At 31.0% G+C, this 14,514-nt stretch carries 16 protein-coding genes; 15 read left to right on the plus strand and 1 reads right to left on the minus strand.

The features are described from left to right. Nucleotides 1–10 precede the first annotated feature (10 nt). The 8 genes from recN to TETH514_RS07820 all read left to right on the plus strand — a co-directional run bounded on the left by recN (nucleotide 11) and on the right by TETH514_RS07820 (nucleotide 8,875). Entirely contained in the window at nucleotides 11–1,711 is a 1,701-nt protein-coding gene (recN, locus tag TETH514_RS07785) for a DNA repair protein RecN (RefSeq protein WP_009052336.1), read from the plus strand. 118 nt (nucleotides 1,712–1,829) lie between these two features. Further along, the gene (spoIVB, locus tag TETH514_RS07790; protein WP_009052337.1) at nucleotides 1,830–3,143 is read left to right on the plus strand and encodes a SpoIVB peptidase; all 1,314 of its coding nucleotides are present in this window, start codon (nucleotides 1,830–1,832) and stop codon (nucleotides 3,141–3,143) included. An 85-nt stretch (nucleotides 3,144–3,228) separates the two neighbouring features. Next, nucleotides 3,229–4,011 (plus strand): sporulation transcription factor Spo0A, encoded by a 783-nt coding sequence (spo0A, locus tag TETH514_RS07795; RefSeq protein WP_003868016.1) that lies wholly within the window; start codon nucleotides 3,229–3,231, stop codon nucleotides 4,009–4,011. Nucleotides 4,012–4,216: 205 nt separating this feature from the next. Next, nucleotides 4,217–5,338, plus strand: a complete 1,122-nt coding sequence (gene steA / locus TETH514_RS07800) for a putative cytokinetic ring protein SteA (RefSeq protein ID WP_009052338.1) — start codon at nucleotides 4,217–4,219, stop codon at nucleotides 5,336–5,338. A gap of 11 nt (nucleotides 5,339–5,349) precedes the next feature. Beyond that, the gene (locus TETH514_RS07805; RefSeq protein ID WP_003868014.1) at nucleotides 5,350–6,276 is read left to right on the plus strand and encodes a copper transporter; all 927 of its coding nucleotides are present in this window, start codon (nucleotides 5,350–5,352) and stop codon (nucleotides 6,274–6,276) included. 10 nt (nucleotides 6,277–6,286) lie between these two features. Then, on the plus strand, nucleotides 6,287–6,973 hold the full coding sequence (locus tag TETH514_RS07810) for a glycosyltransferase family 2 protein (protein WP_003868013.1): 687 nt from the start codon (nucleotides 6,287–6,289) through the stop codon (nucleotides 6,971–6,973). Nucleotides 6,974–6,984: 11 nt separating this feature from the next. Continuing rightward, nucleotides 6,985–7,797, plus strand: coding sequence for a UDP-N-acetylmuramyl pentapeptide phosphotransferase (locus TETH514_RS07815; RefSeq protein ID WP_003868012.1), 813 nt, complete (start codon nucleotides 6,985–6,987; stop codon nucleotides 7,795–7,797). Nucleotide 7,798: 1 nt separating this feature from the next. Beyond that, nucleotides 7,799–8,875 carry a DUF3866 family protein gene (locus tag TETH514_RS07820; protein WP_009052339.1) on the plus strand — a complete coding sequence of 359 codons (1,077 nt, stop codon included), beginning with the start codon at nucleotides 7,799–7,801 and terminating at the stop codon, nucleotides 8,873–8,875. Here the strand turns inward: TETH514_RS07820 and TETH514_RS13050 are convergent. Continuing rightward, nucleotides 8,861–8,983, minus strand: coding sequence for a hypothetical protein (locus TETH514_RS13050; RefSeq protein ID WP_009052340.1), 123 nt, complete (start codon nucleotides 8,981–8,983; stop codon nucleotides 8,861–8,863). The genes TETH514_RS07820 and TETH514_RS13050 overlap by 15 nt on opposite strands. 66 nt (nucleotides 8,984–9,049) lie before the next feature. Between TETH514_RS13050 and TETH514_RS07825 the strand changes: the two genes are divergently transcribed. The 7 genes from TETH514_RS07825 (at nucleotide 9,050) to spoIIAB (ending at nucleotide 14,510) form a co-directional block, all read left to right on the plus strand. Further along, a complete protein-coding gene (locus tag TETH514_RS07825; RefSeq protein WP_003868009.1) occupies nucleotides 9,050–9,589 on the plus strand; it encodes an NUDIX hydrolase in 540 nt (179 codons plus the stop codon). Next, on the plus strand, nucleotides 9,586–10,758 hold the full coding sequence (locus TETH514_RS07830; RefSeq protein ID WP_009052341.1) for an endonuclease Q family protein: 1,173 nt from the start codon (nucleotides 9,586–9,588) through the stop codon (nucleotides 10,756–10,758). The genes TETH514_RS07825 and TETH514_RS07830 overlap by 4 nt, the downstream gene beginning before the upstream one ends. Nucleotides 10,759–10,823: 65 nt before the next feature. Further along, nucleotides 10,824–11,447 (plus strand): stage II sporulation protein M, encoded by a 624-nt coding sequence (spoIIM, locus tag TETH514_RS07835; protein ID WP_009052342.1) that lies wholly within the window; start codon nucleotides 10,824–10,826, stop codon nucleotides 11,445–11,447. A gap of 83 nt (nucleotides 11,448–11,530) precedes the next feature. Continuing rightward, entirely contained in the window at nucleotides 11,531–12,403 is an 873-nt protein-coding gene (locus TETH514_RS07840; protein WP_009052343.1) for a site-specific tyrosine recombinase, read from the plus strand. A 64-nt stretch (nucleotides 12,404–12,467) separates the two neighbouring features. Continuing rightward, complete coding sequence (locus TETH514_RS07845) at nucleotides 12,468–13,613, plus strand: D-alanyl-D-alanine carboxypeptidase family protein (protein WP_003868004.1); 1,146 nt, start codon at nucleotides 12,468–12,470, stop codon at nucleotides 13,611–13,613. A 116-nt stretch (nucleotides 13,614–13,729) separates the two neighbouring features. Next, complete coding sequence (gene spoIIAA, locus TETH514_RS07850; protein WP_003868003.1) at nucleotides 13,730–14,065, plus strand: anti-sigma F factor antagonist; 336 nt, start codon at nucleotides 13,730–13,732, stop codon at nucleotides 14,063–14,065. Between the two features lie 13 nt (nucleotides 14,066–14,078). Beyond that, a complete protein-coding gene (spoIIAB, locus tag TETH514_RS07855) occupies nucleotides 14,079–14,510 on the plus strand; it encodes an anti-sigma F factor (protein ID WP_003868002.1) in 432 nt (143 codons plus the stop codon). The last annotated feature ends 4 nt before the right edge of the window (nucleotides 14,511–14,514 follow it).

Raw genomic sequence — 14,514 nt, forward strand, 5'->3', positions numbered from 1 at the left:
GGGTTTTGCTATGCTTTTAGCACTTAGCATCCAAAACGTTGCACTCATTGACAAGGTAGAATTACAATTCGAAGAAGGATTCAATGTATTAACTGGAGAGACAGGGGCAGGGAAATCTATAGTTATTGATTCGGTTTTGCTGCTTTTAGGTAGTCGAGCCAGTAGAGATATAATACGTACTGGTGAAGAAAAAGCTATCGTAGAAGGAATATTTTTTGTGGATTCCAACAAGGATAAAATTGTAGAAATTTTAGAAGAAGTAGGTTTGAATTTAGAAGAGGATGATACTTTGATAATAAATAGAGAAATTACAAGCAGTGGAAGAAGTTATTGTAGGATAAATGGCAGAATAGTGCCTCTTTCTTTTTTGAGTAAAATAGGTGCTTTCTTGGTAGATATTTTAGGTCAACATGAGCATCAGTTTCTTTTAGACAATACAAAACATCTTTCTATTTTAGATAATTTTGGTGACCAAGAGTTTAAAAGTTTAAAAGAAAGATTTAAGGAGGTGTTAGAAGAATATAGAAAGATACAAAAAGAGATTTCAAGTTTTTTTAAAGATGAAAAAGAAAAGAATGAAATAATTGACCTTTTGAAGTATCAAATTGAAGAGATTGAAAAGGCGAATTTGAGTGTAGAAGAGGAAACACAGTTGTTAGAAAAAAGAAATTTGCTTATGAATTTCGAAAAATTATTTACCGCTATGAATTCTAGTTACAAAATTTTGTATGAAGGTAGTGGAGGCTTTTCTGTTTTAGATAATTTACATGTTGTAATAAAAAATTTAGAAACAGCCCTTTCTATAGATGAAAAGCTAAAAAACTTAAAAGATAAGCTGGAGAATATTCTCTATGAATTAGAGGATTGTGCCTTACAGGTACGGGATTACTTGAATGGCTTAGATTTTAATCAGCAAAGTTTAGAGGAAATAGAAATACGATTAGATCAAATAAATTCCTTGAAAAGAAAATATGGACCTACAATACAGCATATTTTAGAATTTAAAGAAAATAAAAAAAGAGAATTAGAGAATATATTAAATTTTGAAGAAAAGCAACAAGAATTGAAGCTTAAGCAGCAAAAGTTATGGGAAAAAATTTTAGAAGTTGGTGAAGCATTACATCTCAAAAGGAAGCAAATAGCAGATAATATAGAAAAAAATATAAATCAAATTTTAGTTGAACTTAATATGCCAAATGCTTATTTTAAAGTGAATATAGAAAAAATGGAAGAACCTACTGAAACAGGATTTGATAAAATTGAATTTTTAATTTCTACAAATAGAGGAGAACCTTTGAAGCCTTTATCTAAAATTGCTTCTGGTGGCGAGCTTTCGAGAATTATGCTGGCGTTAAAAACTATTCTTGCTTCCGCAGATGGAATTTCCACTTTGATTTTCGACGAAGTTGATACAGGAATAAGCGGGAAAACTGCCCAATTAGTAGCTGAAAAAATGGCATATCTTTCTAAAAAACATCAATTGATTTGTGTTACTCACCTACCTCAAATTGCCTCTATGGCAGATACACATTATCGAATTTCCAAAATTACAAAAAATGAAAGAACTTATATAAATATGGAAAAACTTGACTATCAAGGCAAAATAAATGAATTAGCTCGTATTATGGGAGGATCGCGTGTTACTCAGACTACTTTAGAACATTCAAAAGAATTATTAGATATTGCATCTCAATTTAAAAGCAAAATTTAATATTTTAGTTTAATCTCACTTCCTTTTACTATCGGATAATATATTGACAGTATATAAAGCTTTAAAAAAGGTTAAGTTAATTTTAGATTAAATAAGCAGCAAAAAAGGAAGTGAGAAGATGACAAAAAATACAGTAAAATTGTTACTTTTTATATTCTTAAGCTTTTTTTTAGTATTTGCAAATTATTTTACTCCTATACAAGATATAGCGAAAACTCCCTCAAGTTTTAAATTTTTTCAAGGAGAAAAAGTTAATTATAACTTTAATATACCAATAAAAGTAAGTTTTCAAGCTGATAAAAAAGGTTTTTTAAAAATTAATGATACAGAAGATAAAAATGTTTTAAATTTGAAAGAACCTATTACTATAGAAGCAGTAAACACTGGCACAGTAAATTTGGATTTTAAGCTCTTTGGAATATTTCCTATAAAGCATATCAGTGTTGACATCGTTCCGACCATAAAAGTAGTACCGGGCGGCCAAGCGATAGGGGTTAATTTAAATACCAAGGGAGCATTAGTAGTAGGCTATTCAGATATAATGGGTGAGGACGGTAAAATTTATAGTCCTTATAAGCAAGGAAAAATACAGATAGGAGATATAATATTAGAAGTCAACGGCAAAGAAATAAAGCAAGCAGAAGATATCACTAACATTGCAAATGAATTACAAGGGAAAGCTTTAAAATTAAAAATAAACAGAAAAAATAATATTTTTTATACTACTATTTATCCTATAAAGTCAAAAGAGGATAAACAATACAGAATAGGTCTTTGGGTGAGAGACCACACTGCTGGTATAGGTACTTTAACCTTTTATTATCCTGCTAGTAAGATGTATGGAGCTTTAGGTCATGCTATAACTGATATAGATACTGGTCACATGTTATCAGTAGAAAATGGAGAAATTATGAATTCTCGAATTACTTCTATTGACCATGGAAGAAGAAGTAAACCCGGGGAATTAAAAGGGATTTTTTTAGAAGAAGTTGATACAATAGGTAATATATTAAAAAACACTGAATTTGGAATTTACGGGAATATGTATGAAGACTTTAAGAACGATTTGTATGGAGAAATTCCTATAGCATATCAAAGCCAAATAAAAGAAGGGCCAGCTAAAATATTGGCTACCATTGATAATACAGGTATACAGCAATTTGATATTGAAATTATCAAAAAAGTGTATCAAGAAACTCCTAGCCCTAAAAGTATGATAATTAAAATTGTTGACAAGAATTTATTAAAAAAGACTGGAGGCATAATACAGGGTATGAGTGGTAGTCCTATTATACAAGATGGAAAACTGGTAGGAGCAGTTACTCATGTTTTTGTGAATGACCCTACAAAAGGATATGCTGTTTATGCAGAATGGATGATTAATGAAATGAATACGCTGCTTAATAATAAGCAGGTTTTTACAAATAACTAAAAATTTTTAAGGGAAAAAGAAGGAAATTCAAATATTATGTAGAATAAATATTATATACTAATATTAGCAATGGGAGGTTAAATAATTGGTTAAGAAGATTAGAGTAGGAATAGCAGATGATAACAAAGAGTTTGCTACTATTTTAGCTGAGTATTTATCTACTCAAGAAAATATTGAAGTGGTAGGTGTTGCCAATGATGGCAACCAAGCGATTGAACTCATTAAAAATCAATCGCCAGATTTGTTAATTTTAGATATTATAATGCCCTATTTAGATGGCATTGGTGTTTTGGAAAAGATAAATGAAGAACAATTAAAAAAGCCTAAAATTTTAGTTTTATCTGCAGTAGGCCAAGAAAAAATAACTCAACGGGCTATTGCATTAGGAGCAGATTATTATATTTTAAAACCTTTTGATTTAGCTATGTTGTCAAAAAGGATTTCTGAGCTTATGGAACCAGAATTAAATGTAGTATCAAAGACTGTTTTTCCTGTGGTAAAAGCGAAGAAAAATTATGACCTTGAAGCAATGATTACAGAAATTATTCATGAGGTAGGAGTACCAGCTCATATAAAAGGCTATATGTATCTAAGAGATGCTATTTCTCTTGTTATTAGCAATATGGAATATTTAAATTCTGTAACTAAAATGTTATATCCTAAAATTGCTGAAAAGTACAATACTACTCCTAGCAGAGTAGAAAGAGCTATAAGGCATGCAATAGAAGTTGCGTGGAGCAGGGGCAAAACAGAGGTTTTAAATGAACTTTTTGGATATACTATAAATGACGAAAAAGGTAAACCGACAAATTCTGAATTCATTGCGCTTATTGCTGATAAATTGAGGTTGGGGATGAAAGCAGGGTAAAAGGGGCAGATACCTGCTTTCTCTTTTTTAACCTCCCATTTAAAAATATGATAAACATAAAAGTAGAGCCCAAAATCCTTCTATTTGTTGAGGATTCAACAAGTGGAAGGATTTTTATGTAACTGAATAAAATGACTTTTTTATTTCATGTAAAAATTTTTTATGCTATAATAATAAGCGATGTTACTTTATGGAGGAAGCTTGTATGCAAATAACAGGGACAATTAAAATGGATAAAAGAACTAAAAATTTAGTAAAAAGACTAAATCCTGGAGAAATAGCTATAATTGATCATAGAGATATAGATGAAGTGGCTGCTGAATCCTTAGTTGAAAAAAAAGTTTTGGCAGTCATAAATGCTGATAAGTCTATAAGTGGCAGATATCCTAACATGGGACCTTCTATCTTGTGTGAGGCGGGAATTCCAATTATTGACGATGTAGGAAAAGACATTTTTGTTTTATTGAAAGAAAATGACAAAATAACTATAATAGATAATGAAATATATAAAGACGGTGTGTTTATAAAAAGCGGGAAACTTCTTACAAAAGACGTTATAAACTATAAATTGCAAGAAAGCCGCGAAAACATAGGTGTTGAATTAGATAAATTTATTGAAAATACATTGGAATATGCAAAAAAAGAAAAATATTTTATTCTAGGGGGAGTTGAATTACCCAATATTAAAACTCGTTTTAAAAATAGACATGCTCTTGTAGTCGTTAGAGGAAAGGATTACAAAGAAGATTTATTTACAATAAAACAGTATATCAACGATGTAAAACCGATTTTAATAGGAGTAGATGGAGGGGCAGATGCTCTTTTAGAGTTTGGTCTTATTCCTGACATAGTCATTGGAGATATGGACAGTGTAAGTGATGAGGCTTTAAAAAAGGCTCGGGAAATCGTAGTTCATGCCTATCCCGACGGAAGAGCACCTGGCTTGGAAAGAGTAACAGCATTAGGTCTTAAAGCAGAAATTTTTAAGGCCCCAGGTACAAGTGAAGATATAGCTATGCTTTTGGCTTTTGAAAAAGGTGCTGACTTAATTGTTGCTGTAGGGACCCATTCCAGCATGATTGATTTTCTGGAAAAAGGAAGAAAAGGAATGTCCAGCACTTTTTTAGTGCGATTAAAAGTAGGAGAAAAATTAATCGATGCTAAAGGAGTAAATAAACTGTACAGGGAAACTTTCAAAATTTCTTATATATTTAGCATTATACTAGCAGCATTGATTCCTCTTGGAGTAATAGCGTATTTTTCTCCACCTATGCAGCAGTTATTGAAGCTATTACAACTTAGAATTCGCCTTTTAATCGGATTTTGAGGAGGATTTTTATGAATATAAATATTAAATACTATGTTTTAACAATTGCTTCTATTTTTATTGCTTTAGGAATTGGCATTTTTATAGGTTTTATGTTAGATGGACAAAAAGTTTTTTCAGAGCAACAAACTTCAATTATAAACGAGTTAGAACAAAAGTTTAAGGATTTACAAACAGAAAATAATAATTTAAAAAACACTGTTCAAGAGTTAAATAAACAGATAGGGTATTACAATCAATATCATCAAATTATTTTTCCTGAGTTAGTAGCTGATAAGTTAAGTGGAGTTAAGGTAGCGATTATTGAAACTACAAATGAGTTTATATATTCTGGCATGAGAAATGCTCTTTTAAAGGCAGGAGCTACTATTGAGTCGATTACTGTTATAAAAGACAGTTTTGATACTGGCGATGAATTGGAAGTGCAAAATTTAATAGACTTCCTTTCTAATAAATATGGAGTTACAGTAGACGAAAAGCATTTGAATGAATTTGTAGCTTCAAAATTAGCTAATGCAATTGTAACAGGTCAGGATGTCGACCTTATTGATTATTTAAAGACGAATGGTTATATAGATTTTACAGGGATTCCAGGTAATACAGATTTTGTAATTATAGCTGGAGGAAGTAATAATAAAGATAATAATATAGCTTCTATAGATATTCCTATTATAAAACAAGTGAAACTACTTAATGTTCCTATTATAGGTGTTGAACAAAGTGATACTAAATATTCGTATATTGATGTGTATAAAAAACAACATATTTCCACAATAGATAATGTGGAGGATATAATAGGGCAGACGTCACTTATAATGGTAATGGAGGGTAAAGAAGGCAATTATGGAATTAAGCAAAGTGCAATGAGCTTAATGCCAGATTCTTTTATGAAGGCTGACAATTCTACTCATAATTCCGCTGCTAATTCTAAAAAGTGAGGGTAGATAGATGAAGAAAAAAGTTAGTGTGCTGATACCTGCTTACAATGAAGAAGAAAGAATAATTGATACCATAAAAGGATTAAAAGATGTTGAAGAAGTTGATGAAGTCATCGTAATAAATGATGGCTCAACTGACAATACTGCTGAAAAGGCAAGAAAAGCAGGGGCTAAAATAGTCAATATGAAGAGAAATGTTGGCAAAGGAACAGCTTTAAAAGAAGGTTTAAAATATGTAAAAAATGATGTTATAGTTTTTTTAGACGCAGATGTAGGCCTTTCGTCACGAGAAGTCAAAAAACTTATATTACCTGTTCTTGATGGAGAAGCAGATGTTACAATTGCTAAATTTCCAAAGACAAATGTAAAAGCTGGATTTGGCTTTGTTAAAACTTTAGCCAGAAAAGGAGTAAAATACTTTACAGGATATGAAATTGAATCTGTCTTATCAGGTCAAAGGGCTTTTAAAAAAGAAGTTTTAGAGAGTTTAAAAGCTTTTTATAAAGGTTTTGGAATAGAAGTTGGTATGACAATAGATATATTAAAAAAAGGGTATAAAATAAAAGAAGTAGAAGTAAATATGACTCACTCTGTTACAGGTAGGGACTTGAAAGGCTTCCTGCACAGAGGGAAGCAGTTTTGGGATATACTAAAAGTATTAGTGTATAAGTTATTTTCAAAGAATATTAAAGAATAGCAGGTGAGATAGTGTTTTGGGCTAAAATATTAATTCCTTTAATAATGACAGTTATAACAAAGAAGCTTTTTTATAGCATTATTAACAAGCCTTTGTGTTTGAAGGAAAACTATAAAAAAGTTATGATACCTGTTTGTGGTGGTATTGTATTTGTTCCTGCTTTATTTGTGTCAATTGTACTTCTCAATTTATTTGGAGTTAGAATAGAATATCAAGACATAATTTTATTGAGCTTATCACTGATTTCTTTTGTCGGTTTTATAGATGATGTATTAGGAGACAGAAGTGTAAGAGGGCTAAAAGGGCATATAACTATGCTTTTAAAAGGAAAGCCTACTACAGGCAGTTTAAAGGCTTTATCAGGAGTTTTAATTGCTTTTTTTATAAGTTTTAATGTTGGAAAAAATAATATAGAGGAATTGATAATAAATACCTTGTTAATCGCACTTTTTACGAATTTTTTAAACCTTGTAGACTTACGACCAGGAAGATGCGGAAAAACTTTTTTGGTTATTTCTTTAATTTTTCTAATAATCGGGAAAACTCATCCCCATTTCTTAGTCTTGCTGACTATGACTCTTTTAGTGTATTTGCCAGAGGATTTAAAAGCAAATGTGATGATGGGGGATACTGGATCAAATGTTTTAGGGATGTCTTTGGGAATAAGCAGTATTCTTATTTTTGATTTATATGGCAAGTTGATAATATTGGCATTGCTAATTTTATTACATATTTTTGCAGAAAAATATTCTTTAACTGCTTTAATCGAAAAAAATAAATTTTTAAATTACCTCGATATGTTAGGAAGAAAAGGAGAAAGATAGTGTGATTAGTGTTTATTTAGCTAAGGTAAGTAAAATTGTGTCACAAAGAGAAGGTATAACTGTTGTAGAGGTTGAGTCAGAGGGAGAAAAGGTATTAGCTTTAAATTATGACGATGTAACTGGGAAAATAGAAGTAGGAGATAAAGTTTATGTAAACCGAACTGCTCGCCTTTTAAATCTTGGGACAGGTGGCTATGACTTTATAATTGTAAATCTCAAATACTCTGAATACGATGCTGTGGGAAATGGGCATATTATGAAATTGAGATATACGCCTTTTCAGATAAATGTATTGACTATGGAGGAGCAAAACAGTCCTTATCATACTGCTTTTGAAGAGTTTAAAAGTTTAGAAGATTTACCTGTAATAGTTGGAGAACTTCACAGCATGGTAGCCCCTGTAGCCTTAGCGCTAAAAAGTACAAATCCTGACCTTAAAATTACATATGTGATGACAGATGGAGGGTGTCTGCCTATTAGTTTCAGCAATACAGTTTTTGAGCTTAAAAAGAGGGGAATAATAGATAAAACAGTTACAATTGGACATGCTTTTGGAGGAGATTATGAGTGTGTAAATATTTATACTGCTTTGATAGGTGCAAAGGAAGTGTTAAAAACAGATGTTGTTATAGTAGCGATGGGACCGGGAATAGTAGGCACAGGCACCAAATATGGGTTTTCAGGGGTAGAACAAGCCCATATAATAGATGCTACAAATAAATTAGGAGGTAAGCCTGTACTTATCCCAAGAATTGGGTTTAATGATAAAAGGCAGAGACATCAAGGGATTAGTCACCATACTATAACTGTTTTAGAGCTGTGTAACAGTTCCTGTGTTTTGACTTTTCCTACAATGGAAGAAGAAAAAGAAAAAATAATAAAGGAGCAGATAAATTCAAATCCTGTATTTTCGCGATATAAAATAGAATTTATTGAAGCTGAAATTATAAGAAAATACATAGAAGAAGCTGACTTTAACTTGTCAACAATGGGAAGAGGTTATGAAAAGGAGCCAGACTTTTTTAATGCTTGTGGAGCTGCAGCCCTTTATGTGTCTTTTAAATTATTGGAAAGCTGATTTAATTACTTCTCCTAAAGTTTTGTATTTTTTATTTAGTTCCTTTAATAAAAATAATAGAGTAGAAAATTTTCCAGCATAATAAAGAGTGTTTCCCACTATAATCATTTTTCTCACCTCATTTCTATAGTATATATTTATTGCTAAAATTATACATAGAAAGGAAGATGAATTTTGGAACAAAAAGAAGTTACAGTTAACACCAACAAGATTTTTGAAGGGAAAATAATAAATTTAAGAGTAGATGAGGTAAAACTGCCTAATGGAAAAGTTACTACGCGAGAAATAGTTGAGCATCCTGGCGGTGTATCCATAGTAGCAGTTAATGAAGAAGGAAAGATTTTATTAGTCAAACAGTATAGAAAACCTGCAGAGGAGTCTTTATTAGAAATACCTGCAGGAAAATTAGAAAAGGGTGAAGACCCTTTGATTTGTGCTAAAAGAGAGTTATTAGAAGAGACAGGTTATGAAGCAGGTTTTATAAAGCAGTTGATTACTTTTTATACTACTCCCGGTTTTTCTAATGAAAAAATGTATTTGTATTTTGCAAAAGATTTAAAAAAATACACTGCTCAACCTGATGAGGATGAATTTTTAGAAGTATATGAATATACTCCAGAGGAATTGTGGGAAATGATTTTACAAAATCAAATAAAAGATTCTAAAACGATAATTGGAATTTTATATTATTTAAAAATGAGGAATAGTTTATGAAATTTTACGGAGATTTGCATGTTCATGTTGCAAGGAGTATAAAAGGAGCTCCTGTAAAAATTGCGGCCTCAAAAAATTTAACTGTTTTAAATATATTAGAAAAAAGTATATTAAAGGGAATTGACATAGTTGGCATTGTAGATGGTGCTTCTCCGCTTATTTTGGAGGAGCTAAAAGAATATATACAAGAAGGAATATTATTCTCCCTTGAAGAAGGAGGATTTAGGTATAAAAATAAAGTTACTTTGATTTTAGGCAGTGAAATAGAAATTGGCAAAGAGGAAAAGGGTTCTCCTCATTTAACATGTTATTTTAGAGATATTGAGAGTATTTCTTTGTTTTCTCAAGAAATTTCTAAATACATTAAAAATATAAATCTAAGCTCTCAACGAGTAAATCTTACAAGTGTGCAAGTTGTTGAAATCGCAGAAAAATACAGCGGGGTTGTGATTCCCGCCCATGTTTTTACTCCCTTTAAAAGTTATTATGGCAGTTCTACTGATAGGCTTAAATATGTCTTTAAAGATTTTTATCAATATATTTATGGAGTAGAGTTAGGCCTTAGCGCGGACTCTGATATGGCTGATCAGATTGAGGAGTTACAAAATAAAACTTTTCTTTCCAATTCAGATGCCCATTCTTTAGAAAAAATAGGCAGAGAGTTTAATGTTTTTGATATAAAAGAGGCAAATTTTGAGGAGATTTTGTTGGCTATAAAAAGAGAAAAGGGAAGAGAAATTGTAAAAAATTATGGCTTAAATCCTAAATTAGGGAAATACCACAGAACTTTTTGCTTGGATTGTGGCTATATTGCAAAGGAAAAACCACCAGTTAAAAAATGCTTAAAATGTGGAAGCACAAATATAGTTTTAGGTGTAAAGGACAGAATAGAGGAAATTAAAGATTATGATACTACCCATCCTTCTTTTAGACCTTTATATATTTATCAAATCCCTTTAGAATTTATTCCTAATATTGGAAAAAAGTCTATCGAAAAATTAGTAAATTATTTTGGCAGTGAATTGTATGCTTTGCATGAAGCAGCTTATGAAGAATTGGAAAAAGTAGTGGGAACTTCTAATGCCCTAAATATTTTAAAGGCAAGAGAAGGAAAATTGGAGGTTTCAGCGGGAGGAGGGGGAATATACGGGAAAGTTACTATAACTTAAAGGAATATTGTCCCCTTTTGACTCATAAATTTAAATTAGCTTTATAAAAATAGGGGGCAATATTCTTGAAGTTTTTAAAAGGAAACCTTCATCTGCATATTAAAAATAATTTTTTGCTGTATGTGTTAGCTGTAATGTCATTAATGATAGGAGTAGCAGCGGGATCTTTTACTGTTAATAATCTAACTGATATACAGATGGAGCAAATAATAGGGTATATCTCAAAATTTTATCAAATTGCAAAATCTGTAAACTTGAATTCTACCCAAATTTTTAAACAATCTCTTTTAAATAATTTTGTCACTGTGTTTGTTTTATGGATTTTAGGGGCTACAATTATAGGAATTCCTTTTATATTTTTGCTTGTGGGGATAAGAGGCTTTATTTTAGGATTTTCTATTGGAGTTTTAATAAAAGAATTTGAGACAAAAGGGATACTACTTGTATTTATGGGAATTTTACCTCAAAATGTTTTTATCTTGTTGGGAATTTTGTTTATATCTATAACGGCTATTAATTTTTCTTTATATCTTTTAAAAAATCGTAAATTTTATTTTGAAGAGTTAGTATCACAATTTGTTTCTTATACTTTTATGGTATATGCAGGGTTTTTAGTTATATTAATAGGTTGCTTAATAGAATCTTATCTTTCACCCTATGTATTGCTTTTACCGATTTTTTCACCATAAAAGAAGGAAAATGACGATTTATGTTGAATATTTATAATTAAATGCTTTATTATAAAAATTCATGAATTGTAGGGGTAAAGAATATGTTAAATAATGTGGTTGGGGAGTTTCTGGATTTTCTAAAAAAGAACAAAAAACTGTCCAAAAACACTCTAGAATCTTATAACAGAGACATAAAACAATTTTTAAATTATCTTGAAGAAATCGAATTTGAATATTATAATGTCAAAAAATCGACAATATTAAATTATCTTTATTACTTGAAGAAAAAAGGAAAATCACAAGCAACTGTTTCGCGAAATCTTTCTTCTCTTAAAGCCTTTTATCATTATCTATTTATGAAAAAGAAAATAGAAGAAGACCCAACATACATGATTAATACCCCGAAAGTAGAAAAAAAGCCGCCTGCTACTTTAACAGTTGAACAGGTAGATATGTTACTTTCAATAGACTTTGGGAATGATGAAAAAGGACTTAGAGATAAGGCTCTTATTGAATTACTTTATGCTACAGGACTTAAAGTCTCTGAAGTTATTTCTTTAAAATTAGAAGATGTGAATCTCTCTTATGGTTATGTAGTTATTCGTTCTAATAAAGAAAGAGTTATTCCTATAGGCTCTCATGCAATTGAAGCTTTAAAAAATTATATTGAAAAAGGAAGAAAAGCAAAAAATGGAGAAAATACTCTTTTTTTAAATTTGCGTGGAGAAAAACTTACAAGACAGGGATGTTGGAAAATAATAAGAGAATACACTGATAAAATTAATCCTGGATTTCCTGTTACTCCAAATACATTAAGACAATCTTTTGCGCAACATATGCTTCAAAATGGTGCGGATATTAGAGCTGTCCAAGAAATGTTAGGGTATCAAACAGATCTAAATACAAATTTACTTTCTTTAATTTCAAAATCGAAAATAAAAGAAGTATATAATAAATTTCACCCTCGTGCTTAAAAATATAAAAAGTATAATATTCACCCTCCAGCGCAAAATAAATAGTGATGAGGAGGGTGATTTTATGTTTAAAAGGCTTTTAACATTATTAGTGAGTGTGATACTAGCTATTTCTTTTGTCTTAAATGGCACAGTATATGCTGATACTTTAAATTTAAAGTCAAAATCTGCTATTTTGATAGAGACTAATACTGGACAAATTCTTTATGAAAAAGATAGCCATAAGCCCTTGCCGCCTGCCAGTGTTACCAAAGTAATGACTCTTTTACTGGCGATTGAAGCAATAGATTCTGGTAAAATTAAAATAACAGATAAAGTTGTCACAAGTAAACATGCCTTTGATATGGGAGGTACACAAATATATTTAGAAGTAGGAGAGGAAATGACAGTAGATGATTTAATGAAGGCTATAGCGATGAATTCGGCAAATGATGCTTCTGTTGCTTTAGCTGAGTATATTGCGGGTACAGAGGAAAATTTTGTTGAAATGATGAATAAAAGGGCTAAGGAATTGGGAGCAAAAAATACTACTTTTAAAAATGCAACTGGACTACCTGAGGAAGGGCACTTGACAAGCGTATATGATATTGCAATGATTTCAAGGGAATTAGTAAAGCACGAGAGCATATTTAAATATCTAACCAATAAATTAGATTCTTTAAGAAATGGGAAATTTAGTCTCATAAATACTAATAAATTACTATGGCGCTATAAAGGAGTAGATGGAATTAAAACAGGATCTACTTCGGAAGCACTTTATTGTATGGCAGCAACAGCTAAAAGGGGAGATACAAGGCTAATAGCGGTGGTGTTCGGAGCACCTGATTCTGAGACGAGGTTTAGTGAAGCGGCTAAGTTATTAGATTATGGATTTGCTAATTATGAAAGCGTAAAAGTAGCTTCAAAAGGGCAAAGTTTTGGCAATGTTAAAGTTTTAAAAGGGAAAAGAGAGGCTGTTAGTGTTGTGTGCCGCGATGATGAGTATATACTGATTAAAAAAGGAGAAGGTAAAAATATAAAAACAGAGGTGGAGCTAAAGAATGCTGTATTAGCTCCTCTAGCCAAAGAGGTCCCAATAGGCACTGTAAAAATAACACAGGATGGCAAGGTTATAAAGAAATTTAACATATATCCTCAGGAAGTAGTAGAAAAAGCGAACTTTTTTGAAAATCTCAATAAAGTTTTTATTGGTTGGCTAAAATATCAGTAATTTACTTTAAGCACTAAACAGTCGTTTAGTGCTTTTTTATATTTTTTAGAAAAATATCACAAAAAAGGAGGAATTTTAAAATTTATATCGAATATAATAGGGGGGAGGTTGATAAAATGGGAGTAAAATTTGCAAAAAAAAGGGATACCTTGATAGCCAAAATTGAAGGTGAGTTAGATCATCATGTGGCGGAGAGCATAAAAAATGTTATTGATGAAGAGTATGAAAAAAAGTCGTGTAAAAATTTAATTTTTGATTTTAAAAATGTAAATTTTATGGATAGTTCAGGAATTGGCGTTATAATAGGAAGATATAAAAAAGTCAAAGAGAATAATGGCAAGGTAGCTATAGTAAATTCCAATAAGCAATTACATAAAATTATTGAAGTTTCTGGGTTGTTGCGTATAATTAAATGTTATAATGACATTGAAGAAGCCTTAAAGGAAATATAGAAGGGGGATTATCATGGAATACACAAACATGATGGAGTTAAATTTTTTAAGTAAGTCGCAAAATGAGTCTTTTGCAAGGACTGTTGTTGCAGCTTTTGCTGCTCAACTAGATCCGACAATTGAGGAAATTGCAGATATAAAAACTGCTGTTTCAGAAGCAGTTACTAACTGCATAATTCACGGATATGAGAATAAAATCGGCATCATTACTATTAAAGCTTTTATTTCAGGTAACAAAATAACAATTGAAGTCATAGATGAGGGAAAAGGGATTGAAGATATTGAGAAAGCTATGCAACCTCTTTTTACTACTCGCTTAGAAGAAGAGCGAGCAGGAATGGGTTTTACTGTCATGCAGACCTTTATGGATGAATTAGAAGTTGAATCAACTCCAGGAAAGGGAACTCTTGTCCGAATGACAAAATATATAGGGTCTGATAAATGAGGTG

Origin of the sequence: Thermoanaerobacter sp. X514 (genome assembly GCF_000019065.1) — a bacterium.
In the GTDB taxonomy this organism is placed as follows: domain Bacteria; phylum Bacillota; class Thermoanaerobacteria; order Thermoanaerobacterales; family Thermoanaerobacteraceae; genus Thermoanaerobacter; species Thermoanaerobacter pseudethanolicus.